25 protein-coding genes are annotated in these 26,725 nt (G+C 69.1%); 15 read left to right on the plus strand and 10 right to left on the minus strand.

All coding sequences use genetic code 11. The features are described 5' to 3' along the window. The first annotated feature begins 61 nt into the window (after positions 1 to 61). On the plus strand, positions 62 to 1,576 hold the full coding sequence (locus NDR87_RS18360) for a sensor histidine kinase (protein WP_251913957.1): 1,515 nt from the start codon (positions 62 to 64) through the stop codon (positions 1,574 to 1,576). Positions 1,577 to 1,693: 117 nt separating this feature from the next. Here the strand turns inward: NDR87_RS18360 and NDR87_RS18365 are convergent, their stop codons facing one another. Both NDR87_RS18365 and NDR87_RS18370 read right to left on the minus strand, forming a co-directional pair. Next, positions 1,694 to 1,948, minus strand: a complete 255-nt coding sequence (locus NDR87_RS18365) for a WhiB family transcriptional regulator (protein WP_019930908.1) — start codon at positions 1,946 to 1,948, stop codon at positions 1,694 to 1,696. A 233-nt stretch (positions 1,949 to 2,181) separates the two neighbouring features. Beyond that, entirely contained in the window at positions 2,182 to 3,162 is a 981-nt protein-coding gene (locus tag NDR87_RS18370; RefSeq protein ID WP_251913956.1) for a diacylglycerol kinase family protein, read from the minus strand. Positions 3,163 to 3,227: 65 nt separating this feature from the next. Between NDR87_RS18370 and NDR87_RS18375 the strand changes: the two genes are divergently transcribed. Beyond that, positions 3,228 to 3,668, plus strand: a complete 441-nt coding sequence (locus NDR87_RS18375; protein WP_251913955.1) for a hypothetical protein — start codon at positions 3,228 to 3,230, stop codon at positions 3,666 to 3,668. Between the two features lie 92 nt (positions 3,669 to 3,760). On the opposite strand, the gene NDR87_RS18380 is transcribed toward NDR87_RS18375, so the two are convergent. From NDR87_RS18380 to NDR87_RS18395, 4 genes are all read right to left on the minus strand, one after another. After that, positions 3,761 to 4,237, minus strand: coding sequence for a GNAT family N-acetyltransferase (locus NDR87_RS18380; protein ID WP_251913954.1), 477 nt, complete (start codon positions 4,235 to 4,237; stop codon positions 3,761 to 3,763). After that, positions 4,234 to 4,842, minus strand: a complete 609-nt coding sequence (locus NDR87_RS18385) for an acid phosphatase (protein WP_251913953.1) — start codon at positions 4,840 to 4,842, stop codon at positions 4,234 to 4,236. The genes NDR87_RS18380 and NDR87_RS18385 overlap by 4 nt, the downstream gene beginning before the upstream one ends. 65 nt (positions 4,843 to 4,907) lie before the next feature. Continuing rightward, positions 4,908 to 6,128 (minus strand): PQQ-binding-like beta-propeller repeat protein, encoded by a 1,221-nt coding sequence (locus NDR87_RS18390; protein ID WP_251913952.1) that lies wholly within the window; start codon positions 6,126 to 6,128, stop codon positions 4,908 to 4,910. A 17-nt stretch (positions 6,129 to 6,145) separates the two neighbouring features. Further along, on the minus strand, positions 6,146 to 7,819 hold the full coding sequence (locus NDR87_RS18395; RefSeq protein WP_251914218.1) for a DEAD/DEAH box helicase: 1,674 nt from the start codon (positions 7,817 to 7,819) through the stop codon (positions 6,146 to 6,148). Between the two features lie 460 nt (positions 7,820 to 8,279). Here NDR87_RS18395 and NDR87_RS18400 point away from each other — a divergent pair, with 460 nt between their 5' ends. The 3 genes from NDR87_RS18400 to NDR87_RS18410 all read left to right on the plus strand — a co-directional run bounded on the left by NDR87_RS18400 (position 8,280) and on the right by NDR87_RS18410 (position 10,402). Further along, the gene (locus tag NDR87_RS18400) at positions 8,280 to 9,338 is read left to right on the plus strand and encodes an alpha/beta fold hydrolase (protein WP_251913951.1); all 1,059 of its coding nucleotides are present in this window, start codon (positions 8,280 to 8,282) and stop codon (positions 9,336 to 9,338) included. A gap of 41 nt (positions 9,339 to 9,379) precedes the next feature. Continuing rightward, the gene (locus tag NDR87_RS18405; RefSeq protein ID WP_251913950.1) at positions 9,380 to 10,078 is read left to right on the plus strand and encodes a ferritin-like fold-containing protein; all 699 of its coding nucleotides are present in this window, start codon (positions 9,380 to 9,382) and stop codon (positions 10,076 to 10,078) included. A gap of 96 nt (positions 10,079 to 10,174) precedes the next feature. After that, complete coding sequence (locus NDR87_RS18410) at positions 10,175 to 10,402, plus strand: DUF3107 domain-containing protein (RefSeq protein WP_251913949.1); 228 nt, start codon at positions 10,175 to 10,177, stop codon at positions 10,400 to 10,402. A gap of 58 nt (positions 10,403 to 10,460) precedes the next feature. Here NDR87_RS18410 and NDR87_RS18415 read toward each other — a convergent pair whose 3' ends face one another. After that, positions 10,461 to 11,123 (minus strand): TetR/AcrR family transcriptional regulator, encoded by a 663-nt coding sequence (locus NDR87_RS18415; RefSeq protein ID WP_251913948.1) that lies wholly within the window; start codon positions 11,121 to 11,123, stop codon positions 10,461 to 10,463. A gap of 288 nt (positions 11,124 to 11,411) precedes the next feature. On the opposite strand from NDR87_RS18415, the gene NDR87_RS18420 reads away from it, so the two are divergent. From NDR87_RS18420 to NDR87_RS18430, 3 genes are all read left to right on the plus strand, one after another. Then, complete coding sequence (locus NDR87_RS18420) at positions 11,412 to 12,557, plus strand: DUF3152 domain-containing protein (RefSeq protein WP_372494217.1); 1,146 nt, start codon at positions 11,412 to 11,414, stop codon at positions 12,555 to 12,557. A 92-nt stretch (positions 12,558 to 12,649) separates the two neighbouring features. After that, positions 12,650 to 13,834: an adenylyltransferase/sulfurtransferase MoeZ gene (gene moeZ / locus NDR87_RS18425; protein WP_251913947.1), complete on the plus strand. Its 1,185-nt coding sequence runs from the start codon at positions 12,650 to 12,652 to the stop codon at positions 13,832 to 13,834. A gap of 52 nt (positions 13,835 to 13,886) precedes the next feature. After that, the gene (locus NDR87_RS18430; protein ID WP_251913946.1) at positions 13,887 to 14,738 is read left to right on the plus strand and encodes a TIGR02569 family protein; all 852 of its coding nucleotides are present in this window, start codon (positions 13,887 to 13,889) and stop codon (positions 14,736 to 14,738) included. Positions 14,739 to 14,834: 96 nt separating this feature from the next. Here NDR87_RS18430 and NDR87_RS18435 read toward each other — a convergent pair whose 3' ends face one another. Both NDR87_RS18435 and NDR87_RS18440 read right to left on the minus strand, forming a co-directional pair. Then, positions 14,835 to 16,280, minus strand: coding sequence for an MFS transporter (locus NDR87_RS18435; RefSeq protein WP_251913945.1), 1,446 nt, complete (start codon positions 16,278 to 16,280; stop codon positions 14,835 to 14,837). Between the two features lie 182 nt (positions 16,281 to 16,462). Then, entirely contained in the window at positions 16,463 to 17,140 is a 678-nt protein-coding gene (locus tag NDR87_RS18440; RefSeq protein WP_251913944.1) for a FadR/GntR family transcriptional regulator, read from the minus strand. Between the two features lie 65 nt (positions 17,141 to 17,205). On the opposite strand from NDR87_RS18440, the gene NDR87_RS18445 reads away from it, so the two are divergent. The 7 genes from NDR87_RS18445 to NDR87_RS18475 all read left to right on the plus strand — a co-directional run bounded on the left by NDR87_RS18445 (position 17,206) and on the right by NDR87_RS18475 (position 25,639). Next, on the plus strand, positions 17,206 to 18,450 hold the full coding sequence (locus NDR87_RS18445; RefSeq protein ID WP_251913943.1) for an MFS transporter: 1,245 nt from the start codon (positions 17,206 to 17,208) through the stop codon (positions 18,448 to 18,450). A 97-nt stretch (positions 18,451 to 18,547) separates the two neighbouring features. Further along, a complete protein-coding gene (locus tag NDR87_RS18450) occupies positions 18,548 to 20,005 on the plus strand; it encodes an MFS transporter (RefSeq protein ID WP_251913942.1) in 1,458 nt (485 codons plus the stop codon). A gap of 20 nt (positions 20,006 to 20,025) precedes the next feature. After that, entirely contained in the window at positions 20,026 to 22,575 is a 2,550-nt protein-coding gene (nirB, locus tag NDR87_RS18455) for a nitrite reductase large subunit NirB (protein WP_251913941.1), read from the plus strand. A 66-nt stretch (positions 22,576 to 22,641) separates the two neighbouring features. Further along, the gene (gene nirD, locus NDR87_RS18460) at positions 22,642 to 23,040 is read left to right on the plus strand and encodes a nitrite reductase small subunit NirD (protein WP_251913940.1); all 399 of its coding nucleotides are present in this window, start codon (positions 22,642 to 22,644) and stop codon (positions 23,038 to 23,040) included. Further along, entirely contained in the window at positions 23,037 to 24,263 is a 1,227-nt protein-coding gene (locus NDR87_RS18465) for a uroporphyrinogen-III synthase (RefSeq protein WP_251913939.1), read from the plus strand. Before nirD ends, NDR87_RS18465 begins: the two co-directional genes overlap by 4 nt. A gap of 75 nt (positions 24,264 to 24,338) precedes the next feature. Next, the gene (locus NDR87_RS18470; protein WP_251913938.1) at positions 24,339 to 25,046 is read left to right on the plus strand and encodes a sirohydrochlorin chelatase; all 708 of its coding nucleotides are present in this window, start codon (positions 24,339 to 24,341) and stop codon (positions 25,044 to 25,046) included. Positions 25,047 to 25,246: 200 nt separating this feature from the next. Next, a complete protein-coding gene (locus NDR87_RS18475) occupies positions 25,247 to 25,639 on the plus strand; it encodes a hypothetical protein (RefSeq protein ID WP_251913937.1) in 393 nt (130 codons plus the stop codon). 10 nt (positions 25,640 to 25,649) lie between these two features. On the opposite strand, the gene NDR87_RS18480 is transcribed toward NDR87_RS18475, so the two are convergent. Then, positions 25,650 to 26,663: an alpha/beta hydrolase family protein gene (locus NDR87_RS18480; RefSeq protein WP_251913936.1), complete on the minus strand. Its 1,014-nt coding sequence runs from the start codon at positions 26,661 to 26,663 to the stop codon at positions 25,650 to 25,652. Positions 26,664 to 26,725 lie beyond the last annotated feature (62 nt).

Below are 26,725 nucleotides of genomic sequence, written 5' to 3' on the forward strand. Positions count from 1 at the left end.
GAGGAAGTGCTCCACCGATGCGTAGGGGAGGATGTTCCCATCGGGTTGAGGAGCGTGGTTTATGTCGACACTGAGCGATCTGCTGGCCGAGCACACCGACCTACCGGGTGCGGCCGTGGATCATCTGCAACGCATGGTGGGCGATTGGCAGCTGCTGTCGGATCTGTCGTTCGCGGATCTGTCGCTCTGGGTGGGCGCTGGGCCGGTATCGCAGGGGGCCGACGTGGTCTGTGTGGCTCAGTGCCGCCCGACCACCGCCGCGACCGTGCATCCCGAGGATCTGGTCGGCTCGCTGGCCTCCCGGGAGGAGCATGCGCAGATCTTCGAGGCGCTGCTGACCGGTGAGATCGTGCGGATCGACTCCGACGTCGAATCCACCGGCGTCTATCACCCCACCCCCGTGCACGCCATCCGCGAGGCGATTCCGGTGCGGGTCGGCGAGGACGTGATCGCGGTGCTGGCCCGCGATACCGAGGTACAGCGGTCCAAGGTCCGCGGCAGCCTCGAACACGCGTACATGGCCTGCGCCGACGATCTGTGTCAGATGATCGCCGACGGCACCTTCCCGACGCTCGAGGATCGCACCGGCTCGCATTCCAGCCCGCGCGCCGGGGACGGGTTCATCCGCCTCGACACCGAGGGCACGGTCGTCTACGCCAGCCCCAACGCGCTCTCGGCCTATCACCGGATGGGCCTGCAGAGCGATCTGGCAGCCCAGGACCTGGCCCAGACCACCCGCTCACTGATTACCGACCCGTTCGACGCGCAGGAGGTGGTCAGCGATATCCAGGCCGCGCTGGCCGGAAAGTCCGGGCGGCGCATGGAGGTCGAGGCGCGCGGCGCGACCGTACTGTTGCGCACCATCGTGCTGCGTCCGCACGGCGAGCTGGCCGGGGCCGCGGTGCTGGTCCGCGACGTCACCGAGGTGAAGCGGCGCGACCGCGCGCTGCTGTCCAAGGACGCCACCATTCGCGAGATCCACCACCGGGTGAAGAACAACCTGCAGACCGTCGCCGCGCTGCTGCGCCTGCAGGCCCGTCGCACCGAGAACGAGGAGGCGCGCCTGGCGCTCACCGAATCGGTGCGCCGGGTCACCTCGATCGCCTCGGTGCACGAGATGCTGTCCATGTCGGTGGACGAGGAGGTCGATCTGGACGAGGTGGTCGACCGGCTGCTGCCGATCATGGCCGATGTGGCGACCGTGCACACCGCGCGCATCAAGGTGCGCCGGGCGGGTTCGCTGGGAGTGTTCTCCGCCGAGCGCGCCACACCGTTGGTGATGGTGCTCACGGAATTGGTGCAGAACGCCATCGAGCACGCGTTCGATCCGGGCGAAAACGGCACTGTGACAATTCGATCCGAACGTTCGGCACGCTGGCTCGACGTGATCATCAGCGATGACGGCCGGGGTTTGCCCGACGGTTTCAGTTTGGAAGGTTCGGACCGTTTGGGACTGCAGATCGTAAGAACGCTCGTCACAGCCGAATTGGGCGGTTCGATCGGATTGCATCCGGGCGCGGATGTCGGAACCGATGCGGTACTGCGGGTTCCGCTGGGCCGCCGTTCTTCTCGCTGAGTCCAACTCGGGCGAGTCCGAAAACAATGAAGCCCGGCACCTCGCGGGTGCCGGGCTGAAAATGCGTTACGCGCCGGGCTGTGCGGCTATCGCGTGGCCGTAACGCCGAGTGCCGTACTAGACGGCACTGCGCGTGCGGGTGCGCGCGTTGCGACGCTTCAGCGCCCGACGCTCGTCTTCGCTCATACCACCCCAAACGCCGGCGTCCTGTCCCGACTTCAGGGCCCAGGACAGGCACTCGGCGGTCACGGGGCAGCGGGCGCAGACCAGCTTGGCATCGGCAATCTGCGCGAGCGCGGGACCGCTGTTACCGACTGGGAAGAACAGCTCGGGGTCCTCGTCGCGACAGATGGCCTTGTGGCGCCAGTCCATTCCTCTGCTCCTTTGCTGGGCGCGCTAGGGCGCCTCGGGTTTGTGGTCCGTTCACTTGTGCGACTCGAATGTTTCCGCACGGTTGCTTGTGAATGCTTTCACGAACACCGTAGATGTCAATAGGTTTGTGGTGCACCGTGGGGAAGCTCACGCTGTAAGACCCCTACCTAGGGGGCCTGCGGAGTCCTTTGTACTCGCTTGCGCCGGTTTTCGCAGCACAACCGAGATGTTTCTCAGTTGTGTCGGCTCGAATCCGGTCGCGGCGCGACCACCTCGAGCACCTCCGGCACCGCCGTGAATTCCACCACGCTGCGGCGGCCGATGAAGTCGCCGTCAATTTGCAGCCCGATCGGCTCATCGGCCGTGATCCGAACCGACGGTACGTCGTCGGTTCGAAACAATTTGCGCGCCTTGGGGTTTCCATCCGAGGACAGAAGCTGACGGGCGACCCACAGTGTGGGCAGTACCCGCATGGTCCGCATGGCAAACACGCCGAGTCCGGTCTCGAATCGGGTGCCGGGGTTGGTGCGCACCGGCCGGGAGTCCAGATACGTCCAGGGGCTGGTGTTGGTCACGAAGGCGTAGTGCACATCCGTGACCGGTTCGTGATCGGGCAGGTGCAGGGTGACCGCGGGCTCGCGCCGCTTGTTGCGGAAGAACTGCCGCACGGTGGTGCGCAGATACCGGGCCGGGGTGGCCGGATGGCCGTTGGCCCGGCTGTGGTCGATCGCCTCGCAGACGTCGGCGTCCAAGCCGACGCCCGCGCTGAAGGTGAACCAGCGATCGTCGGCGATGGCCAGGCCGATGCGCCGGTCGGTGCCCGTCGCCGGGCCGCCCGAGTCCAGCGACATCAGATCGATCAGCTGATTGGTCGCGGCCACCGGATCCGGTTCGATGCCCAGCGAGCGGGCGAACACATTGGCCGAACCGCCGGGAATGACGCCGAGGCGGGGAATCCACGCCTGCCCGTCGTCGACCTGCGGCAGCGGCAGGAAGCCGTTGATGGTCTCGTTGACCGTGCCGTCGCCGCCGTGCACGACGATCAGATCCATCTCGTTGGTGGCGGCCCACTGCGCGAGTTCGGCCGCGTGCCCGCGGTGCTGGGTGTGCGCGACGATGAGCTGGGTGCGGCTCTCCAGGGCGTGGGCGAGCAGATCGCGAGTGGCCGGTGTGGTCGAGGTGGCATTGGGATTCACGATCAGCAGCGTCCGCACGGGAGCAGCGTACTGAACATCGACGGGCCTCCCGATCGGCCCGGCGCGGGTCTTAGGCTGGCGGGGTGGCGAAGCAGGACGACGGTGCGGTGAATCGGGACTCGGTCGGATCGAGCGCGGGGGCGACGCCCGCGACGGTGCGCGGCGCCGGGGCGCTGGCGGCACTCGAGGGACTCGTCGGCGTGATCATCGCGATCGTGCTGGTGGCGCAGGGCGCGCAGGGCAGCGAGACCGCGGCCCAGGCCTACGGCACCGCAGGCTATTTCGCGATCCTGGCCGGGGCGGTACTCGCCGCCGGTGTCGGCCTGTACCTCGGCAAGCGCTGGGGCCGGGCCATCGTGGTGCTCGCGCAGATCCTGCTGCTGCCCGTGGCCTGGTACATGTTCAGCTCGCACCGCCCCGAGCTGGCCGTCCCGGTCGGGCTGGCCGCGCTGGCGACCCTGGTCCTGATCTTCTCCCCGCCCTCGACCCGTTGGATGGCCAGCCTCTACGACTCGGTCGACTGAGTGCGGGGCGGCCGCCGCCCGTTATCGGACCCTGATTCGCCCGTGGACGGATTTTTGGTCATTCGTCCATATCGGAAGTCCCGGACGGTGGTTCAGGACGCGCCGAGGCGATTCAGGGCCTCGCCGGAGAGGCGATATCCGGTCCACTCGCTCTGCGGCTCCGCGCCCAGGGACTTGTAGAAGTCGATCGAGGGCGTGTTCCAGTCCAGCACCGACCAGTCCACCCGGCGGTAACCCCGGGCCACGGCCTCGCGGGCCAGCTCCCGCACCAGCTCCCGGCCCAGCCCCAGGCCGCGCGCCTCGGGCCGGACGTAGAGGTCCTCCAGGTAGATCCCGTGCGTGCCGGTCCAGGTCGAGTAGTTGAGGAACCAGATCGCGCAGCCGAGCACCGCGTCGTCGGACTCGCGCACCGCGACATGGGCGAAGACGGCGGGCGCGGGGCCGAACAGGGCGGTGTGCAGCTGCTCGGCGGTCAGCGTGCACTCCTCGCGCGCCTTCTCGTATTCGGCGAGGTCGTGGACGAGTCCGACCATGGCGGGCACATCGGCGGGGGTGGCGCGGTGAATCATGAACTGGCTCCGTCGGTTTCGGGGACTAGATTGTGGGCGAGCACCGTGGCGGCCCGATGATCGTGGCCGAGCACGCTGACCGCGCCGGTGGACAGGAAGAAGCGGCGGCCCTCGCGCACGTCGAATTCGGCCCAGCGGGCGATGAGGACGCGGGAGAAGTGGCCGTGGCCGACCAGCACGACATCGCGCTCGGCGAGGGCCGACCGCACCGAGGCCAGCACCCGATCGGCGCGGGCCCCGACCTGCTCGGCGGTCTCCCCGCCCGGGGTCGGATGGGTGAACACGGTCCAGCCCGGCACGCTCTGCTGAATCTGCGGGGTGGTCAGGCCCTCGTAGTCGCCGTAGTCCCACTCCACCAGATCCGCGTCGGGCCGGGGAGCGGGCAGGCCCGCGAGTTCGGCGGTCTGCACGGCCCGCTGCTTGGGGCTGGTCAGCACCAGCGGATCGCGCAGCGCCAGCCGGTCGAGCACCCGCGCCGCGGCGCGGGCCTGCTCCCGGCCGAGCGACGTGAGCGGCACATCCGTGCGCCCGGTGTGCTTGCGCGCCTTGGACCACTCGGTCTCACCGTGCCGGAGCAGTACCAGCCGGAACTCCGCATCGCCCATATCTCGATCATGCCCGACGGCGTCCGGGTTTCCGGCAACCGGCGTCCGGCGATCCCGCGGGACCGCTAGCCGCCGAGCCCGTAGAGTTGGCCGCCGCGCAGCTCCAGCAGGGTCGAGCCCACGACCGCCAGGGAGATCGGCTGGCGCTGGTAGTCCGTGCGCCGCAATGGAATCCGGGCAAGCTGCGCACCGGTCGCCGGATCCAGTACCGCCACCCCGTCGGGCACCGGCATGAGCAGCTGCCCCGCCATCATGGCCGGTCCGCCGAGCGCGTCCGACGCGGTCCACACCGGATCGAGGGTGCTGGCGTTCAGGGCGATCAGGCTGTTGCCGGTGAAGACGAAGAAGGTCGTGCCGAGCCGGGTGACGGTGGTGGCCTCGGACATCGGCGCGGTCAGGCGATGCGCGCCGACGAAATTGGCGGCCTGATCGTAGATGGCCAGTTCCGGTAGGGCCGAGGCGTTTCCGGGCAGGTACAGCGCGATCCGGTTGTCGGTCACCGCGAGCACGCGCGCCCGGTCCGAGACCGCGCCCGGCTCGGTGAGCACGTGCGAGCCGTACTCCTCCGGGATGGAGTTCTCCTTGGGCGAGGGATTCATCACGGTCAGCCGGTCGGCGGCCTCGTCGGGGCAGCGCTCCAGCACCGCCACCCGCGAGGGGTTGGAGGCGGCCGAGAGCAGAGCGCATCCGCGCCGCGGCTGGGTCCGCACGTTCATGGGCGCGTCGACGTACCCGTATTCGAGGGTGCGCACCAGGTCGTAGCGCCACACCTCCATGCGCTTCGGGCCGCGCGCGACGGCATTGCTGCCGTCCACCGAAAGCTCGACCTGCCGGTCCATATAGCTGCTGCGCGCCGAGCGGCGCATGCCGGTATCGGCCGACAGCAGTGTGGTCTGACTGCAGCCGCGCTGATCGCGATAGGTCGCGATGACGGCGCCGTTCTGGCTCTCCACGCCGCACAGCGGCATATCGCGCCGGTACTTCCACACCTGCTCGCCGGTCACCGGATCGCGTCCGGTCACCGTGCCGTCGTCGCCGGTGACGGCCACGGCGCCCTCGGCCAGGGCGCGGCGGGCGGCCCCGTCGGGGACGTGCCACAGTTCGCGCAGGGCGGTCGGCAGCTGGTCCGCCGGGCGCACCGGGGCGGGCGGATGCGCGGCGGGTTCGGAAACCGTGCCCCGCGCATCGCTGATCGACCAGACCACGACCACCGCGATCACCACCAGGACGGCGATCGCGGCGGCGGCGTAGATGTCGGCGCGCGTTCGCCGTTCGGGTGCGAGCACGTCAGCGAGATTAGTGCCTAGACCGAGGCGGCGGCCACCGGCGTATCGGCGCCCTCGGCCGCGGCGGGCTTGCGACGGCGGCGACGGCGGCGGGCGGGGGCGTCCGAACGCGGCTGCTCGGCGTCGCCGTCCGCATCGGGCGCGGCCTCGGCTTCGCCTGTGGCGTCGGGGTTCTCGGCCTCGGCGGACGTCTCACCCGAGCGGCGGCGGCGACGCCGACGGCGAGCGGGGCGTTCGGCATCCGAATCGGATTCCGGCGCAGCGGCTTCGGTGGTCTCGTCAGCCGAATCCGCTGCCGCGGAATCGCTTTCGATACCCTCGTCGCCACGCTCGACGACCTGGCCGCGGACGGTGCGCTTGCGGTTGCGCTTGCGCGGGGTGCGCTTCTCGCGCTCCACCACGACCGCGTCCTCCTCGCGCTCCGGCTTGCGGCACAGCGTGCCGGTGACGTCCTGCGGGATACCGAGATCGGCATACAGGTGCGGCGAGCGCGAATAGGTCTCCACCGGCTCCGGAATGCCCAGGCCCAGCGCCGAATCGATGGCCGCCCAGCGGTTCAGCTCGTCCCAGTCGACCAGGGTGACCGCGACGCCGGTGCGCCCGGCGCGGCCGGTGCGCCCGATCCGGTGCACGTAGGTCTTCTCGTCCTCGGGGGTCTGATAGTTGATGACGTGGGTGACGTCGTCGATATCGATGCCGCGCGCGGCGACATCGGTGGCGACCAGCACGTCGATCTTGCCCTTGCGGAACTTGTCCAGCGCCTTCTCGCGCGCGATCTGCCCCAGATCGCCGTGTACGGCCCCGACCGCGAAGCCGCGCTCGGCCAGCTCGTCGGCGACCTTCTGCGCGGTGCGCTTGGTGCGGGTGAAGATCATCGTCGCGCCGCGGCCCTCGGCCTGCAGGATGCGCGCGATCACCTCGCCCTTGTCCAGCGCGTGCGCCCGGTAGACGAACTGCGCGGTGCGGTCGTGCACGGCCGAATCGTGCGGCTCCTCCGCGCGGATATGGGTCGGCTTGTGCAGGAACGTGCGCGCCAGGGTGATGATCGGGCCGGGCATGGTCGCGGAGAACAGCATCGTCTGGCGCTGCGCGGGAACCATGGTCAGAATCCGCTCGATATCGGGCAGGAAGCCGAGGTCGAGCATTTCGTCGGCCTCGTCGAGCACCAGCACGCCGACCTTGCCGAGAATCAGATGCTGCTGCTCGGCCAGATCCAGCAGGCGGCCCGGCGTGCCCACGACGACGTCGACGCCGGAGCGCAGCGCGGCGATCTGCGATTCGTAGGGGCGCCCGCCGTAGATCGAGGCCACCCGCAGCGGCCCCTGATGGTTGGTCAGATACTTTCCGGCGTTCTCCAGATCCTGGGTGACCTGGACGCACAGCTCGCGGGTCGGCACGATGACCAGCGCGCGCGGGGTGCCGTCCAGGGCGGTGGTGCCGGAATCGGCGGTGGAAATTCGATGCAGCAGCGGAACGCCGAAACCGAAGGTCTTACCCATGCCCGTGCGGGCCTGGCCGATGAGATCCTCGCCGGCGAGCGCCAGCGGCAGTGTGAGTTCCTGGATCGCGAAGGTGCGCTCGATGCCGATCTCGCCGAGCGCGCGCACGATTTCCGGGCGCACTCCCAATTCGGCGAATGTGGGGGCAGTGTGGTCGGAGTCCAGTTCGGCGGTCAACAGGGTGTCGGCCAGCCCCGGTTCCTGTTCGATGGTGATCTTGCTCAGGTTCTTACCTTTCCTCGTGTTATCGCATCCCGCGCGCACGAGGTGTGGAAAAGCCACATATCCGGCGGTGTGTCCACCTCGGCCACTGCGGGATGCCCGGTCGGCATCTACCTGGCGCGGCGCAATGGTGTCGCGGATGGTGCGCGCACATTATCGCTGGGCTCGAATATTCGTCGCCCAGGGTGATTGTAGCGTGATAGCTTCTTCTGCCCGATTTCCGCCACCCGCAAATACCGGTGGTACCCCCGGGCGCTTGTTCGGCGCTTCTTTCCTTCCGCTCCGCCGGCGTGCCGTCGGACGCTGCGCCACATGGCAATTCACCGACGGCGGTCGTTTTCCGGCCCCGCTCCGCGAGCTCGCTCGATCACCCCGACGGTGGCCAACACCACATATGTGAGACACGGTGTCACAGGATAGGTTCGGTGCCGTGAGTCTGGCAGACACGGTGAGCACCGCCGCGCGCAACGCATGGGCCCTGACCTTCGGCGAGGGCATCCAACCCCCCGCACCGACCCCCTCGACCGTGCTGTGGGACGAGCCGCACCGGCAGCTGCGCCGCTTCGAGCGCCCCGACGGCTCCACCGGCGGGACCGACGACGCCGCGGTGCTGCTGGTGCCCCCGCTGGCCGCCCCGGCCTTCTGTTTCGACCTGAGCCCCGAGCAGAGCCTCGCGCGCTTCCTGCTCGAATCCGGGCGGCACCCGTACGTGATCGACTACGGCGAGATCACCTTCGCCGACCGCCGCCTGGGCTTCGAGGACTGGGTCGACGACATCCTGCCCGACGCCATCGGGCGGGCCTCGGCCGATCGCGACGGCGCACCGGTGGATCTGATCGGCTGGTCGCTGGGCGGAATCCTGGCGCTGCTCACCGCGGCCGCCGATGCCGCGCTGCCGATCCGCTCGATCACCGCGGTCGGCGCGCCGCTGGACTACGACAAGATGATCGGTGTCCCGCAGCTGCGAGCGGTCGCCCGGTTCACCCGCGGCATGGCCACCTCCACGCTGGTGCGCGCGGCCGGTGGGGTGCCCGCCCCGCTGACCCGCCTGGGCTACCGGGCCGCCTCCTGGGAGCGGGAGCTGCGCCGCCCGCTGTTCATCGCCGCCAACCTGGCCGACGCCGAGACGCTGGCCCGGATGGAGATCATCGATCGCTTCCAGTCCCGGCTGCCCGGTTATCCGGGACGGCTGTACAACCAGCTGTGGAGCCGATTCATGCTGGCCAACGACATCGGCCGGGGTGTGGTGCGGCTGGGGGAGCGCGAGATCGCGCTGGCCGAGGTGATGGCGCCGGTGCTGCTGGTCGGCGGCCCGGACGATGTGATCACCCCGGCCGCGGCGGTCGAGCACGGCATCACCACGCTCACCGGGGCGCCCGAGGTGCGCTACGAGACCGCGCCGGGCAGCCACCTCGGCATCCTCGCCGGACCGGCCGCCCGGGACACGACGTGGACCTATCTGGAGAAGTTTCTGCGGGATGTGGCATGACCGGGCGCGGGTCCGTCGCGGCCGGGACTAGGCTGGGCGGCATGGGAGTTAACCCGTCTGCCGCACTGGGTGTTTCGACCGAGCCCAATCCCCGCATCCCCGCCGATCACCCCGGCGTGACCGATCTGTTCGCCGTGCTCGCCTACGGCGAGATCTCAGCCTTCTACCGCCTGGCCGAGGAGGCGAAGCTCTCGCCGACGCTACGCGGCAAGGTCGCCGTGGCGAAGATGGCGGCCGCGGAGATGGCGCATTTCGACACCCTCGAGCAGGCGCTGTCGGCGCGCGGCGTCGACGTCTTCGACGCCATGGCCCCGTTCGTGCGGGCCCTGGACGCCTATCACGACTCCACCGACCCCTCCACGTGGCTCGAGTCGATGGTGAAGTTCTACGTGGGCGACGGCATCGCCGCCGACTTCTACACCGTGCTCGCCGATGCGCTGGCCCCCGAGGTGGCCACGGTCGTGCGCGATGTGCTCGCCGAGACCAGCCACTCCGAATTCGTCATCGAGGAGGTGCGCCGCGCGGTCGCCGAGAACCGCTCCGAGCGCGATCGGCTCACGCTGTGGGGTCGCCGCCTGCTCGGCGAGGCGATCACCCAGGCGCAATACGTCATGGCCCAGCGCGACGAGCTGACCGAACTGGTGCTCGTCGCCACCGGCGATCTCACCGGCATCGCGGCCCTGTTCGAGCGCATGCAGGCCAGTCACGCCGAGCGCATGCGCGTGCTGGGACTGGGTTGACCGTTTCGCTGAAAGCGCAGACCGCGCATCACTTCACGCCGCTGCCCTGCACTAGCCTGAGCAGGACAGCTGCATTGTGACCTTAGGAGGATGGCCGTGGAGGTCAAGATCGGTATTTCGGACAGCCCGCGCGAGCTCGTGATCACCAGCTCGCAGACCCCGCAGGAGGTCGAGGCGCTGGTGTCCGGTGCGCTGCAGGGCAACGGTGGCGTGCTGTCGCTGACCGACGAGAAGGGCCGCAAGTACCTGATCCAGGCCAACAAGGTCGCCTACGTGGAGATCGGCACCTCGACCAGCGGCCGGGTCGGCTTCGCCGCCGTCTAGAGGTACGCACGCGAAAGGCGGCGAGGCTCGCACCGAGCCTCGCCGCCTTTTTCGCGTCCTATCCCTGGGGGTGCAGGGGCACGCGGGACAGACCGCCCCAGCACAGCTGCACGGTGGTGTCGACGGCCTCCTCCTTGGGGATCGGGCGGTCGGCCTCGAGCCAGTAGCGGGCGGTGATCTGGCTGGCGCCCACCAGTCCGACGGCGAGGATGCGGGCCCGGTACGGATCCAGGCCGGAGTCGTGCGCGACCAGGTCGAAGACCGCGTCCACGCACGCCTCGGTGGCCTGTTCCACCCGGCGCTGCACCTGCGGCTCGCTGGTCAGATCGGATTCGAAGACCAGGCGGAAGCCCTGGGTCTCGTGATCGACGAAGTCGAAGTAGGCCGCGACCGCGGCGCGCACGCGCTGGCGGTTGTCGGTGGTGGAGCGCAGCGCCTGGCGCACGCTCGACACCAGGGCGTCGATGTAGTTCTGCAGCACCGCGAGATAGAGCTCGAGCTTGCTCGAGAAGTGCTGATACAGCACGGGTTTGGAAACCCCGGCGCACTGCGAGATCTCGTCCATGCCGGCGGCGTGGTACCCGCGTAGCACGAAGACCTCGCTGGCGGCGGCGAGCAGTTGCGCTCGACGAGCGTCGCGGGGCAGGCGCGTTCCGCGCTTGCTCGGCATGGCCTCGGATGACAGTCTTTGCGACGTCATCCGGTCCACGAGGTCTGTCATTTCGGCTCTCCCAATCGAATCCCGGCTCGGAAAATGGGTGTGCACGGGTATCCCACGAACGATACTCGCATGCGGGGCCGCGTGCTGATCCCGGTTCTCACACTATTGCGGTCGTCCAAGTCCGTTCCGGATCACGCCGCGGAGCGGGACGAGTGACCAATATCTACACACTATTGGCAATCGGTCAGTAACCGGTTGCCCCGAGAAATCTCGCACAGCGGTGAGAAATCTCGCAACCCCTGAAGCTCGGGTCACGTCCCCGGGTGTCCCCGGGCGGGTTGTGAGACGCTGAATGTCGTGACCGACCAACGGGGCAGATCGACCGGCGGGCGCGATTCGCGTCGCCCCGTGGGCGCTGTCTCCGCCCGGGTGAGTGCCCTGGGATCGAGACGCAAGGGTAAACCACAGCCGGAGATCTACGATCCACTCGGCCTCTACACCTCCCCGGCGGAGGCCGAGGAGCCGCAGCTCACCCACCTGGTCGACCGGTCGCACCAGCCGCTGCGCGCCCGCTGGGATCCGCTCGCGGAGGACTCCCCGGCCCGGCCGCGACCCGATCGCGAGACGACCAAGCAGAGCCGGATCGGCCGCTTCGTCTCCACCTACGGCTGGCGCGCCTATGCGTTACCGGTGCTGTTCGTGATCACCGTGCTGGTCGTCGTCGACGCCGTCAAGGGGGGTGGAGACGAGGGGAGCGGCGCACCCGGTCTGGGACGGCTCAGCCAGCGCACCGCGAAAGCGGGCGGCGTCATCGGCGCACCGCCCAAGGGGGACGGCAAATTCGCGGCCGATCTGCCCACGGGCACGCTGCCCGACGGCGGCCCGTTCGCCGAGACGGCCGCCGGCACCTGGCATCCGGTACCGGGCACCAGCGGCACCGTCGGCGCGACGCAGGGGCAGGTGTTCACCTACACCGTGGAGGTCGAGGACGGTATCGACACCACCGCCCTGGGCGGTGACGCCGCCGTCGCCAAGATGGTCGATGCCACCCTGGCCAATCCCAAGAGCTGGATCCACGATCCCAAATTCGCCTTCCGCCGCATCGATACCGGGGAGCCCGACTTCCGCGTCTCGCTGACCTCGCGCAAGACCACCGAATCCGCCTGCGGCTTCGAGATTCCGATCGACTCGTCCTGCTACAACTCCGATCTGGACCGGGTGATCCTGTCCGAGGTGCGCTGGGTGCGCGGGGCGGTGTCGTTCGAGGGCGATATCGGCTCGTACCGGCAGTATCTGATCAACCACGAGGTCGGCCACGCCATCGGCTATCACGAACACCAGCCCTGCGGCACCGACGGCGGCCTGGCCCCGGTGATGATGCAGCAGACCTTCGGCACCCGCAACAACGACATCGCCAAGCTCGACCCGCAGGGCGTGGTCCCGATGGACGGCAAGAAATGCCGCTTCAACCCCTGGCCGTATCCCACGGGGTAGTGCTGGGGCAGGATGGTCGGGAAGAACCGCTCGATGCGCCGTGTTGCACGGGTGAGCGTGATCGGCGAATTCTATTCGAGGAGTCTGACGACGTGTCATCACCAAAGTCCCTGCCGCCATTGGTCGAGCCGGCCGCGGAGCTGACCAGGGATGAGGTCGCCCGCTACAGCCGCCATCTGATCATTCCCGATCTGGGCGTGGACGGGCAGAAGCGGTTGAAGAATGCCAAGGTGCTGGTGATCGGCGCGGGCGGGCTCGGCTCCCCTGCGCTGCTGTATCTGGCCGCGGCCGGGGTCGGCACGCTGGGCATCGTGGAATTCGACGAGGTGGACGCCTCGAATCTGCAGCGGCAGATCATTCACGGCGAATCCGATATCGGGCGCTCCAAGGCCGATTCGGCGCGCGACTCGATTCTGGAGATCAACTCCGGCATCGATGTCGAGCTGCACAAGTTCCGACTCGACAACGACAACGCGGTCGAGCTGTTCTCCCGCTACGACCTGATCGTCGACGGCACCGACAATTTCGCCACCCGCTATCTGGTCAACGACGCGGCGGTGCTGGCCGGTAAGCCCTACGTGTGGGGCTCGATCTACCGCTTCGAGGGCCAGGTCTCGGTGTTCTGGGAGGACGCCCCCGACGGCCGCGGCATCAACTACCGCGACCTCTATCCGGAGGCCCCGCCGCCGGGCATGGTGCCCTCCTGCGCCGAGGGCGGCGTGCTGGGCGTGCTGTGCGCGTCCATCGGTTCGATCATGGTGACCGAGGCGATCAAGCTGATCACCGGCATCGGCGAGCCGCTGCTGGGCCGGTTGATGGTCTACGACGCACTGGATATGAACTACCGGACGATCAAGCTGCGCCGCGATCCGGAGCGCAAGCCGATCACCGAGCTGATCGACTACGACGCGTTCTGCGGCGTGGTGTCCGAGGAGGGTCAGGCCGCTGCCGCGGGCTCGACCGTCACCGCGCGCGAGCTCAAGGACATGCTCGACGCGGGTAAGGACGTCGCGATCATCGATGTCCGCGAGCCGGTCGAGTGGGACATCGTGCGCATCGACGGCGCGACGCTGGTGCCCAAGGACCGCATCCTGTCCGGTGAGGCGCTGGCCGAGCTGCCGCAGAACCGCCCGATCGTGTTGCACTGCAAGACCGGTGTGCGTTCGGCCGAGGCCCTGGCCGCGCTCAAGCGCGCCGGCTTCGCCGATGCGACGCATCTGCAGGGCGGAATCATCGCCTGGGCCAAGCAGATCGACCCCTCGCTGCCGGTGTACTGACGCTCCGGCGCGGCGGCGGGACCCGGCAAAGACCCGGGAGTACGGTACGGCCGTGACTTCTGTGGAACCGCCCGAACACGTGCGTGCCACGTTCGGACTTCGCGAAGAAACCCCGATCGCCCTTGGCGATTGGGACGGCGGCTGGCGCTGCGGCGATGTGGTGCTCAGCCCGGTGGCCGACCACGCGCGCGCCGCGTGGTCGGCCAAGGTTCGCGAAACCCTGAAGGTGGACGGGCTACGGCTGGCGCGCCCGGTGCGCGCGACCGACGGTCGGTACGTCGTATCCGGTTGGCGAGCGGACACCTACCTCGAGGGCACGCCCGAGCCGCGGCACGACGAGGTGGTGTCGGTGTCGCTGCGACTGCATCAGGCCACCGCCAAGCTGGATCGCCCGCGCTTCCTGGTGCAGCAGCCGATCGCGCCGTGGGTGGACGTCGACGTCTTCGTGGCCGCCGATCGCGCGGCCTGGGAACCGGTTCCGTTGCGCAGCCTCAAGATCGGCGGCATGCTGCCGGTCACCTCGCCCGACGGACAGCGCAGCCTGGAGATGCTCGCGCAGCTGGCCACCCTGCGCAAACCGGTGCAGTCCCCGCCGCAGCTGGTGCACGGCGATCTGTTCGGCACGGTGCTGTTCGCCGGGGCGCAGACCCCCGGCCTGACCGATATCACCCCGTACTGGCGGCCCGCGCCGTGGGCGGCCGGGGTCATCGTGGTCGACGCTCTGTCCTGGGGCGGTGCGGACGACGGTTTATTACAGCGCTGGGCCGACCTACCCGAATGGCCGCAGATGGTGTTGCGGGCGGTCATGTTTCGGCTCGCCGTGCACGCATTACATCCCCGCTCCACCCCGGAGGCATTCCCGGGCCTGGCCCGCACGGCCGATATGGTCCGCCTCATCGTCTGAAAGTCCCTGTGCGCGAGGGCCGAAAGCCGTGCCGGGGATGAAGCGGTTGGCCCGGCACGGCTTTCGATTGTGGGAGCGGGTATCGGCTCCCGGCTTTCATACGTTCGCGTAGGCGAGCGAGGGCGCTCGTTCCACCGCGAACGACGACCGCAGATAGAACCACCAGGTGACCCCGCCCATCACCACGAAGGTCACCGCATAGGCCCAGAACGCTGGGGCCATGCCGCCGAAGTGGTTGTTGGACAACCGAAGCGCCTGCTGCAGCAGCCAGCCGCCCGCGGCGCCGACCGCACCGACCACCCCGATGGCCGCACCGGCCTGCCGTTTGGCGGCGATCAGCGCCGATCCCGGGTCCTGCCCGGCCTCGCTGGCCCGCCGCTTGGCCGCGGCGGCGAAGATCGAGGGGATCATCCGGTAGGTCGACCCGTTGCCGATGCCGCTGAGCACGAACAGCAGTAGGAACGAGGCCAGATACAGCGGGAAGTGCTTCGCCGAGAGCGCGGCCATGATCAGCGCGGTCGCCATCGCCATGCCGCCGAAGACGTACAGCGTGATCCGCGCGCCGGTGAGCCGGTCGGAGATCCACCCGCCGAACGGCCGGCTCAGCGAGCCGACCAGCGCCCCAAGGAAGGCCAGGTTGCCCAGGGTGCTCATCCAGCCGATCTTGGCCAGGTCCGGAAAGTTGGCCTTGAGCAGCGTCGGGAAGGCGAAGGAGAAGCCGATGAACGAGCCGAAGGTGCCGATGTAGAGCACCGCCATCACCCAGGTGTGCGGATTGGCCAGGGCCAGTTTGTAGGACGAGCCGTCGGCCTTGGCGTGGGTGATCGAGTCCATGTACCGCAGCGCCGCGACCATGGCCACCAGGATCAGCGGAATCCACAGCAGCGTGGCCAGGGTGATGCCGAACCGGTAACCGGCCGCGTCCTTGGCCAGCAGATGGGTGCCCAGCGTGATCACCAGCGGTACGAACAACTGTGTCTGCGCCACACCGAGATTGCCGCCCGCGGCGTTGATGCCCAGCGCCGCGCCCTTCTTGCCCTCGGGGAAGAAGAAGTTGATGTTGGCCATCGAGGAGGAGAAGTTGCCACCGCCGACGCCCGCCAGCGCGGCCAGAATCATGAAGACCCAGAACGGGGTTCCCGGCTGATTGACGAAATACGCCAGCCCCAGCGTGGGAATCAGCAGCATGGCCGCGCTGAACACGGTGAACGCCCGCCCGCCGAAGCGCGGAATGGCGAAGGTGTACGGAATCCGCAGTGCCGCGCCGACGAGGGTGGGAGTGGAGGTCAGCAGCAGTGAATTGCCCACGGCCACCGGATTTCCCTTGCCCAGACCCTCCAGGAAGGTGAAACCCGCCGGGCCCATGGCGGTGACGACGCTGGCCCACAGCACCCAGACGCTGAAGCCCAGATTCTCGGCGAAGACCGAGAAGATCAGATTCTTGCGGGCGGTCTGTTTTCCGCCGTTCTCCCAGAAGGTTTCGTTGTCGGGCTCCCAGCGGTCCAGCCAGCGGCCGCGGGCCTGATAGGTGAACGAGGTCATCGGCTTCCTCTCGAGGTGGAGACGACCGCCCCTCATCGTGGTACCCGGCCCCAGGATCGGCTGGCGCGGGAACCGGCGGTCGGCTCATACCGTACGAATCCGCCGTTACGCCGGATTCACCCTCGATGACGATCGCGCCAAATCCGGCTCACCGCGGCATGCGCCGCGCGGTGACGAGATGTTTACCTGTCCGGATACTCGGCGATGAGCGTGCCGAAGAAGCAGTTGGCCACGCGCGCCGCCCGTTCCGGATCGCCGTCGACGACCGCCGCCACCAGCTCGGCGTGCTCGGCGTGGTAGTCCTCGGTCAAACGCGCCGAGCTGGAACGGATTCCCTGCTCGATGACCGGCAGTAGCGAATCGTAGAACTCCAGATACACCGCGTTGTGGCTGGCGACCACGATGGCGCGGTGCAGTTGCACATCGGCGTCGATGGCCTCCGGGGCCTCCTGCCCCAGCTCGTCCCAGATCTGGATGCGCGCCTCGAGCAGGCGGCGTAGATCGGCGATGTCGTTGTCGTCGCGGCGTTGCGCGGCCAGCCGCGCGGCCGTGGTGTCCAGCGCCTGGCGCAGCTCGAGAATGTCGCGGGTGACGGCGTCGGCGAAGTACTTGGTGAGCGTGCCCCCCAGATCGGAGGTCGCGATCACATAGGTACCCGAGCCCTGGCGACGTTCGAGCATTCCGGCGTGCACGAGGGCCTGTACGGCCTCGCGCACGGTATTGCGACCGGTGCCGGTCAGCTCCGTCAGCTCCGGTTCGGTGGGGATGCGGGAGCCGACAGGCCAACGGCCGGAACGGATTTCGGCACGCAGTTGCTCAGTGACCTGAGCGATGAGGCTGGTGCGACGAACGGGTTGCACGCACAACAGAGTACCCCGCATCACATTTGTTGCCGCATAACATCCAATCATCCTATGATTTCTCGGTGACAGTAACCGCCGAGCAGACGACCCAGCAGCAACCACTACGCCGCCGCTCCCTTCTCGAGGGGCGGCTTCTGGTGTTGGCCGCGATCATCGCCTCGGCGTCCACCTTGCGGGTGGCGGTGACCGCGTTCAGCCCGTTGGCGGAGCGGATCGGCCAGGACATCGGGTACTCCACCGCGGTGGTCGGCGTCTTCGGCATGATCCCCACGGCCATGTTCGCCTTCGCGGGCATTCTGACCCCCGTACTCGAGCGGCGCTTCGGCCTCGAGCGCACCGCCCTGATCGCCATGCTGATGGTCGGCTTCGGTCAGGCCGTTCGCGCGGTCGTGCCCAGTACCTGGGAGCTGCTGGCCTTCTCGGCGCTCGCGCTGGCGGGTATGGGCGTGGGCAACGTGGTGATTCCGCCGCTGGTCAAGCGGTACTTCTCCGATCGGGTCGGGGTGCTGAGCTCGCTGTACATCGTGATGGTGCAGCTGGGCACCGTCGTGCCCGCGCTGGTCGCGGTGCCGGTGGCCGACTCGCACGGCTGGCGGGTGTCGCTGGGCATGTGGTCGGTGCTCGGCTTCGTGGCGGTGCTGCCGTGGCTGGGCGTGCTGCGCGATCGACGCGGCCGCGATCAGCAGGACCGCACGGCACTGCCGCCGGAGCCGGGCGCGGCCGCGGGCCGGGTCTGGCGCTCCCCGCTGGCCTGGGGTATGGCCGGAATGTTCGGCATGACCTCGCTGACCACCTACGCCATGTTCGCCTGGCTGCCCAAGATCTTCTCCGACGCCGGGGCCAGCGAGGCCTTCGGCGGCACAATGGTCGGCATCTTCTCGCTGATCGGTCTGGTCGCGGCGCTGTCCGCACCGACGGTCACCGCGCGGGTGCGCAATCCGTTCCCCATCGTGGTGGTCTGCGCGCTGTGCTTCTTCGCGGCCTTCGCCGGGCTGCTGTTCGCGCCGATGAGCGTGCCGCTGCTGTGGGTGTTGCTGCTGGGTCTGGGACCGAGCACCTTCCCGATGGCGCTGACGCTGATCAACCTGCGCACCCGCACCCAGGCCGGTTCGGCGGCGCTGTCCGGATTCACCCAGGGTGTCGGCTATGCGGTCGCCTGCGTCGGTCCGCTGCTGTTCGGTGTGCTGCACTCGGCCACCGGCGGCTGGGGTGCGCCGTTCGCGCTGCTGTGCGTCGCGGTGATGGTGCTGCTGACCGGCGCCTGGCAGGCCTGCAAGCCGCGGGTGCTGGAAGAGACCTGGGCGTAGCGTTCTCACGGGTCTGTCGGGGGACCCGTGAGCAACCGTTGATTCAGTAGTCATCTCGCGCAGCATCGGCGCAATACCGGTTTCCTACCTTGGGCCCATGCGCAGCCGCGAGATCGAGCACTGGGATGCCGAGGACGTCGCCGCCTGGGAGGCCGGGGGCAAGGACATCGCGCGCCGGAACCTGATCTGGTCGGTCTTCGCCGAGCATGTCGGGTTCTCGGTGTGGTCGATCTGGTCGGTCATGGTGTTGTTCATGCCGACCGACGTATTCGGCATCGATCCGGCGGGGAAGTTCATCCTCGGCGCGGTGCCCACCCTTGTCGGCGGGGTGCTGCGAATTCCGTACACCGTCGCCACCGCGAAATTCGGCGGCCGCAACTGGACCATATTCAGCGCGCTGGCGCTGCTAATCCCGACGCTGCTGACGCTGTATTTCGTGAACCAGCCCGGCACCTCGTTCACCACCTTCCTGATCGTGGCCGCGTTCGCGGGTCTGGGCGGCGGCAATTTCGCCTCCTCGATGGCCAATATCAACGTCTTCTATCCGCAGCGGCTCAAGGGCTGGGCGCTGGGCCTCAACGCCGGGGGCGGCAACCTCGGGGTGCCGGTCGTGCAGCTGATCGGCCTGGCCGTCATCGCCGCGCTGGGCAATGCCTACGGCCACGCCTCGGTGGTGTGCCTGGTGTACCTGGTCCTGATCGTGATCGCCGCCACCGGTGCGGCGTTGTTCATGGACAATGTGCGCAATCAGCGCGCCGACTACTCCTATATGTGGACCGCGCTGAAGGTCCCGCAGTCCTGGGCGATCGCCTTCCTCTACATCGGCACCTTCGGCTCGTTCATCGGCTACGGCTTCGCGTTCGGGCAGATCCTGCAGGTCAGCTTCCTGGCCGGGGGTGACAAGCCCGCCCAGGCCGCGCTGCACGCCGCGCAGCTCGCCTTCCTCGGACCGCTGCTCGGCTCGCTGGCCCGCCCGTACGGCGGTAAGTGGGCCGACCGGTTCGGCGGGGCGCGGGTGACGCTGGCCGGCTTCCTGGCGATGATGGTCGCCGCCATCGTGGTGGCCGCCGCGAGCGCGATGGCCGATCGCAACGGGCATGTCCCCACCGGTGCGGTGATGGTCGCGCTGGTGGCCGGATTCGTCGCGCTGTTCGTGGTGTCGGGCGTGGGCAACGGCGCGGTCACCAAGATGATCCCGTCGGTCTTCGCCGCGAAGGCCCAGGGGCTGGGCCTGCGTCCGGCCGAGCGGGCGGCCTGGTCGCAGAACACCTCCGGGGCGATGATCGGGGTCGTCGGCGCGGTCGGCGCGCTCGGCGGCGTCGCCATCAACCTGGTGCTGCGCTCCTCCTATGCCTCCACCAAATCCGCGACCACCGCGTTCTGGGTGTTCACCGCCTTCTACGTCGTCTGCGCCGCCATGTGCTGGGCGGTGTTCCTACGGCGGCCGCGGGCGGATACCGATGTGGTCGTCGAGGCCGAAACGCTGGTGCTCGCCGCCGAGGAGGCGAATGCCCTGCCGCACAACACATCCACCGATACGCCCGTTCGGGCCTGACCGAAAGACCAGGGGAGAAGATGGTGAACCACAAGGAGTCCACCCCGCGCAAGACCGTGGTCGTCGTCGGGCACGGCATGGTCGGGCACCGCTTCGTCGAGGCGCTGCGCGCGCGGGACGCCGCCGGACAGTGGCAGGTCGTCGTGCTCAGCGAGGAGCCGCGACCGGCCTACGACCGCGTCGGGCTGTCGTCCTATGTCGGTGCGTGGGACGCGAGCGCGCTGGCGCTGCCGGGTAACGAGTACGCCGGTGACGACCTGGTCGATCTGCGGCTGGGCGAGCGGGCCGAGGCGATCGACCGTGGCGGCCGCAAGGTCACCACCTCCGGCGGCGATGTGATCGGTTACGACGCACTGGTTCTCGCGACCGGCTCGTACGCGTTCGTGCCGCCGGTGCCGGGCCACGATCGCCCGGAGTGCTTCGTCTATCGCACCATCGAGGATCTCGACGGCATCCGGGCCGCGGCCGAGGCGGCCGGTCCGGGCGCGGTCGGCGTAGTGGTCGGCGGCGGTCTGCTCGGCCTGGAGGCGGCGAACGCGCTGCGCCTGATGGGTATGACCCCGCATGTGGTCGAGTTCGCGCCGCGGCTGATGCCGGTGCAGGTCGACGAGGGCGGTGGCGCGATTCTCGAGCGGCTGGTCACCGATCTGGGCCTGCATGTGCACACCGGCGTGGGCACCTCGGCCATCGAGGGCTCGCAAGACGGTGCGGGACTACGGGTCACGCTGTCGGACGAGTCGACGATCGACGCCTCGCTGGTGGTCTTCTCGGCCGGTATCCGCCCGCGCGACCAGCTCGCCCGCGAGGCCGGTCTGGAGGTCGGGCCGCGCGGCGGCGTGGTCACCGATCTCGGGCTGACCACCTCGGATCCGAACATCTACGCCGTCGGCGAGGTCGCCGCCATCGAGGGCGTCTGCTACGGCCTGGTCGCCCCCGGCTACACCACCGCCGAGATCGTGGCGGACCGATTGCTCGGCGGCGCCGGGGAATTCCCGGGTGCGGACCTGTCCACCAAGCTCAAGCTGCTGGGTGTGGACGTGGCCTCCTTCGGCGACGCGCACGGGGTGACCGAGGGCGCGCTGTCGGTGGTGCTGCACGACGCGGCCAAGGGCACCTACGCCAAACTCGTGGTCTCCGACGACGCCAAGACGCTGCTGGGCGGCATTCTGGTCGGCGACGCCTCGGCGTACGCGGCGCTGCGGCCGCTGGTGGGCAGCGAACTGCCCGCCGAGCCCGCGGCCCTGATCTCGCCCGCCGGGGCCGAACTCGGCGCCGACGCGCTGCCCGACGACGCCCAGATCTGTTCCTGCAACAACGTTTCCAAGGGCGCGATCTGCGGTGCCATCGCCGAGGGGGCCTGCGATATCGCGGCGGTCAAGAGCTGCACGTCGGCCGGAACCTCCTGCGGCGGTTGCGTTCCCATGCTCAAGAAGCTGCTCGAGCAGTCCGGCGTCGAGATGTCCAAGGCGCTGTGCGAACACTTCGAGCACTCGCGCGCCGAGCTGTTCCACATCGTGCAGTCCACCGGCATCCGCACCTTCTCCGGCCTGATCGCCAAGTACGGCAGGGGATCCGGCTGCGATATCTGCAAGCCGACCGTCGCCTCCATTCTGGCCTCGACCTCGAGCGATCACATTCTCGACGGCGAGCAGGCGGCGCTGCAGGACACCAACGACCACTTCCTGGCGAATCTGCAGAAGAACGGCACCTATTCGGTGGTGCCGCGCATGCCCGGCGGTGAGGTCACTCCCGAGCAGCTCATCGAAATCGGCCAGATCGCAAAGGATTTCGGCCTCTATGTGAAGGTGACCGGCGGCCAGCGCATCGATCTGTTCGGCGCGCGGGTGGAGCAGTTGCCGCGCATCTGGCAGCGGCTGGTCGATGTCGGCATGGAGTCCGGGCACGCCTACGGCAAGTCGCTGCGCACGGTGAAGAGCTGTGTGGGCTCCACCTGGTGCCGCTACGGCCAACAGGACTCGGTCGGCATGGCGGTGCTGCTGGAGAAGCGCTACCGCGGATTGCGCTCGCCGCACAAGCTGAAGCTGGCGGTGTCGGGCTGCGCCCGCGAATGCGCCGAGGCGCGCGGTAAGGATGTCGGCGTCATCGCCACCGAGAACGGCTGGAACCTCTACGTCGGCGGCAATGGCGGTCTCACGCCCAAGCACGCGGTGCTGCTGGCCGGTGATCTCGACGACGAGACGCTGATCAAGTACATCGACCGGTATCTGATGTTCTACATCCGCACCGCCGACCGGCTGCAGCGCACCGCGCCCTGGCAGGAGTCGCTCGAGGGCGGCATCGACTATCTGCGCCAGGTCGTCTGCGAGGACTCCCTCGGCATCGCCGCCGAACTGGAGGCGGCCATGGCCCGGCATGTGGCGGGCTACCGGGACGAGTGGGCCGCCGTGCTCGAGGATCCGGCGAAGCTGTCGCGGTTCGTCTCCTTCGTCAACGCGCCCGAGCAGGCCGATCCGACCATCGCCTTCGACGACAGCGGGGAGCGGAAGGTGCCGGTGCTGCTGGGCATGCCCGAGATGCCCGTCACAGCGGCCGCCACGGACGGGAAATAGCCGCGTAATCGCGACGAAACAGGACGCCGGTACCAATAGGTAGGGGCGTTCGGAGGAGAGTTACCGATGACCGTGATCGATACACCGGGCACTGCCCAGGTCACCAGCACCGAGTGGACCTCGGCCTGTCGGCTCGACTATCTCATTCCCGGCCGCGGCGTCGCGGTGTTGCTGAAGGACGGCCGCCAGGCGGCGCTGTTCCTGCTGCCGGACGGCACGCTCTACGCGGTCGGCAATATCGATCCGTTCGGGCGCGCGGCGGTCATGTCGCGGGGCATCGTCGGCGATCGAGGCGGTGAGCCCGTGGTGGCCTCGCCGCTGCTGAAGCAGGCGTTCTCGCTCATCGACGGGCGCTGCCTGGACGATCCGGCGGTGGCGCTGCCGGTGCACGCGGTCCGGGTCGTCGACGGACTGGTCGCGGTCTCCAACGAGCCGGTGGCCGGCAGCGGCGGTGACACCGCATGACCGTGAGCGCCACCCCGCAGCCCGACTGTCTCGAGGGCTTCACCATCGGCATCACCGCCGCCCGGCGCGCCGACGAACTCGCCACCCTGCTGACCCGGCGCGGTGCGACCATCGTGTCCGCCCCGGCGATCCGCATCATCCCGCTGGCCGATGACAACGAATTGGAGCGAGTCACCAGGCAATTGGTGGCCACGCCGCCGCGGATCACGGTGGCCACCACCGGCATCGGCTTCCGCGGCTGGATGGAGGCGGCCGAGGGCTGGGGCCTGGCCGAACAGCTGCGCGCCACGCTGGGTGCGACCCGGCTGCTGGCCCGCGGCCCGAAGGCCAAGGGCGCCATCCGCGCCGCCGAACTGCGCGAGGAGTGGTCGCCCGCCTCGGAGTCCTCGGCGGAGGTGCTCGACCATCTGCTCGCCGAGGGCGTGGAGGGCGTGCGCATCGCGGTGCAGTTGCACGGCGCGACCACCGAATGGGAGCCGGTGCCGGACTTCTGCGAGGTATTGCGCTGTGCCGGAGCCGATGTCGTGCCGGTGCCGGTGTATCGCTGGACGCCGCCGGAGGATCAGGTGCCGATGGATCGACTGATCGAGTCGATCGTCACCGCGGCGCTGGACTGCGTCACCTTCACCAGCGCCCCCGCCGTGGCCTCGATGCTCATGCGCGCCAAGGAAACCGGGCTGCTGGAGGCGCTGCTGCACGCCTTCCGGACCCGGGTGCTGCCCGCCTGCGTCGGACCGATCACCGCCGCGCCGCTGGAGGAGCTCGGCGTGCCCACGACCCAGCCGGGCCGGGCGCGCCTGGGCGCGCTGGCGCGGCATGTGGCCGAGGAACTTCCCCGGCGCGCCAACCGAATTCACGCCGCGGGGCATGTGCTGAGTGTGCGCGGCGGATGCGTGGTGGTCGACGGCGAGGTGCGCCAGCTCGCGCCCGCGCCCATGGCGCTGATGCGGGCGCTGGCCCGCCAGCCCGGTCGCGTGGTCTCGCGCGAGGATCTGCTGGCCGCACTGCCCGGCGGCGGCGAGGACACACACGCGGTGGAGACCGGCATCGCCCGCCTGCGCGCGGGCCTGGGTACGCCCAAGGCCATTCAGACGGTGGTCAAGCGCGGTTATCGGCTGGCTCTGGATCCGGCCGAGTGCATCGACAACAATCCGCGTCCCCCGGTTGCCGGGTACGCCCCGTCGTTGCGCCCGCAGCGCCCCACCCCGCTGGCCGGGGTCTGATCTCGACCGTCCGAGCGAAAGCCGTTCGAGCGGTACGACTTTCGCCATCGGCGAGCATTCTTTAGGAGGTGCGCGATGACCGATCCCGCCCTGGTCCTGGTCGCCCACGGCACGAGAAGCCCACGCGGAGTGCAGATGATCGCCCGCCTGGCCGAGGCGGTGGCCCGCGAACTCGGCTCGCACATCCCCGTGCGCACCGCCTTCGTCGACGTGCTCGGCCCCTCACCCGCCGAGGTGCTGCGCGACCTCGGCCCCACCCCCGCCGTCCTGGTCCCCGCCTTCCTGGCCTCGGGCTACCACGTCTACCAGGACGTCCCCCGCGAGGTTGCCGAAAGCGCCCACCCCGCGGTCACGGTGACCCCCGCCCTGGGCCCCGACCCCGCCCTGGCCCGCATCATGCACATCCGCCTCCGGGCCGCCGGTTGGCGCCCCGGCGACACGGTCGTCTTCGCCGCCGCGGGCTCCTCCGACGCCCGCGCCCGCCAAGACGTCCACCGCGCCGCCGCCCTCCTGTCCCACCGCCTCGACACCCTTGTCCACACCGCCTACATCGCCACCGGCACCCCGCGAGTTCCCGAGGTGGTCGCCCACCTCCGCGCCTCCGGCGCTCCCCGAATCTTCCTCGCCCCCTACCTCCTCGCTCACGGCCTGTTCCACCAGCGCCTCCACGAATGCTCCGCCGACGGCACCGCCGACCCCATCGGCACCCACCCCGCGGTAGTCCGCCTCCTGGCCACCCGCTACCGCACCGCGGCCCACGCCCTGACCACCACCCCAGCCTGACCCATCCCCGGGCCGCAGCCCCACCCGCGCCCACGTTCCGCCTCATACCCGCGCCATGCCGCCCGCCGAACAACTGCGCCCCGGCCTGACCCGATTCGGAGTCGCCGCTCTCGTTCCCTGGGGGGTGACTGTGACAACATTGGCGCATTTCGGGGCGCTCGAGGGGACGAAAATGATCCAATCTTGTAACATCATGGCGCGTGAGTGAGCGCATGGAGCGGTTCCTGGAGTGGCGGAACCGGGTGGCCGATGGGGACAGTGAGCGGGCCATCGCGGCGCGGATGGGGATCGGGAACAATCGGGTGGGGCGGCATCTGCGGGAGAGCGATCCGCCGGTGGCGGAGACGGTGATCGAATTCGCGCGGGCCTACGGGGTCAATCCGGTGGATGGGCTGGTGGCGGCGGGGCTGGTGAGTCAGGAGGAGGCGTTGCGGGCGGCGGCCAGTGAGCCGTTGCGGTCGGCGTCGACGCTGCAGTTGCTCGAGGAGCTGACCCGCCGGGAGCGCGAACATCTGCGGGAGACGGGGACGGAAGCCGAGGCCGGTAAGCGCCGTCGGCGCCGGGCCGGTATCGCGGAGGGGCTGCTGACCTGAGGCGCGCGGGTCATCCGGGCAGGCCCAGCCCCCGTGCGAGCACCGGCCACGACCGCAGGAACGAATCGCGGAAGTAGCCCCAGGAATGCGTCCCGGCCCGGAAGTCGTAGGTGGCCGGAATGCCCAGCTCGTTCAGCCGTTCCCGCATCTGGTGCGTGCACTGATCGGTCGCCACCTCGATGGCCCCGCCCACGACCACCTGATTGACCAGTCCCTCCGGCGCGGGCGTCATCAGAAACGGGCTGTCGGCCACGTCGTGCGGCCCCGGAACTCCGCTGCCCGTCGACAGATACAGCTCGGTACCGCGCAACCGATCGGCGTGGACATAGGGATCGTTGGCCGTCCACATCGGATCCCCCGGCGGCCCGTACATGTTCTCGGCATTGCCCCCGCCCACCTTCACCACGGTCCGCACCATTCGCGTCCCGGTCGGATCGCTGATCCGCGCGCATCCGCTGTAGGAGGCCACCGACCCGAACAACCCGGGCGCGGCGATCGCGAGCTGCAATACCGAGGTGGCCGACATCGACATGCCCGCGATGGCCCTGCGCCCGTCGGCGCGCAGCGCGGCGTCCATGACCGGCGGCAACTCCACGGTGAGGAAGGTGCGCCACTTCTGCACGCCCAGTACGGGATCCGGCGCGCGCCAATCGGTGTAGTAGCTCGACCGTCCGCCCACCGGCTGCACCACGTTCACCTCCTTACGGGCGAGGAAGTCCAGCACATCGGTCTGCTTGCGCCAGGTGGCGTCGTCCTCGCCGCCGCCCCCGCCGTTGAGCAGATACAGCGTGGGCCGCGGCGCCGAGACATCGGCCGGACGCAGCACATCGATATCGATGGCCCGGCCCATCGCGGGGGAGTAGACGCGGTATCGAACATTGCGATCGTCCAGCACGACCGTCTCGACGATGCGAGCACCCTCGGGCGTGGCCCGCACCGCGGTGGCGGTCGAGGCGAGGACGACGGCCGCGAGCGCGGTCAGGCTCAGCAGCCGCGCGAGGGCGGCCGACGGTTTCCAGGTCATGATCTTGTTCCTTGAATAGCTGATGCAAACATGCAACAACATATAGCAATTTTGCAGCAATG

Source organism: Nocardia sp. CDC159, from assembly GCF_023740735.1.
Taxonomy (GTDB): Bacteria; Actinomycetota; Actinomycetes; order Mycobacteriales; family Mycobacteriaceae; genus Nocardia; species Nocardia pulmonis.

Bases quoted from the DNA above. Each gene is read 5' to 3' on its own strand.
- NDR87_RS18360 (WP_251913957.1), top strand. From the start codon at position 62: ATGTCGACACTGAGCGATCTGCTGGCCGAGCACACCGACCTACCGGGT.
- NDR87_RS18365 (WP_019930908.1), bottom strand. From the start codon at position 1,948: ATGGACTGGCGCCACAAGGCCATCTGTCGCGACGAGGACCCCGAGCTG.
- NDR87_RS18380 (WP_251913954.1), bottom strand. From the start codon at position 4,237: ATGATTCACCGCGCCACCCCCGCCGATGTGCCCGCCATGGTCGGACTC.
- NDR87_RS18385 (WP_251913953.1), bottom strand. From the start codon at position 4,842: ATGGGCGATGCGGAGTTCCGGCTGGTACTGCTCCGGCACGGTGAGACC.
- NDR87_RS18405 (WP_251913950.1), top strand. From the start codon at position 9,380: ATGGGAGTTAACCCGTCTGCCGCACTGGGTGTTTCGACCGAGCCCAAT.
- NDR87_RS18415 (WP_251913948.1), bottom strand. From the start codon at position 11,123: ATGACAGACCTCGTGGACCGGATGACGTCGCAAAGACTGTCATCCGAG.
- NDR87_RS18435 (WP_251913945.1), bottom strand. From the start codon at position 16,280: ATGACCTCGTTCACCTATCAGGCCCGCGGCCGCTGGCTGGACCGCTGG.
- NDR87_RS18450 (WP_251913942.1), top strand. From the start codon at position 18,548: ATGCGCAGCCGCGAGATCGAGCACTGGGATGCCGAGGACGTCGCCGCC.
- nirB (WP_251913941.1), top strand. From the start codon at position 20,026: ATGGTGAACCACAAGGAGTCCACCCCGCGCAAGACCGTGGTCGTCGTC.
- nirD (WP_251913940.1), top strand. From the start codon at position 22,642: ATGACCGTGATCGATACACCGGGCACTGCCCAGGTCACCAGCACCGAG.
- NDR87_RS18465 (WP_251913939.1), top strand. From the start codon at position 23,037: ATGACCGTGAGCGCCACCCCGCAGCCCGACTGTCTCGAGGGCTTCACC.
- NDR87_RS18470 (WP_251913938.1), top strand. From the start codon at position 24,339: ATGACCGATCCCGCCCTGGTCCTGGTCGCCCACGGCACGAGAAGCCCA.
- NDR87_RS18480 (WP_251913936.1), bottom strand. From the start codon at position 26,663: ATGACCTGGAAACCGTCGGCCGCCCTCGCGCGGCTGCTGAGCCTGACC.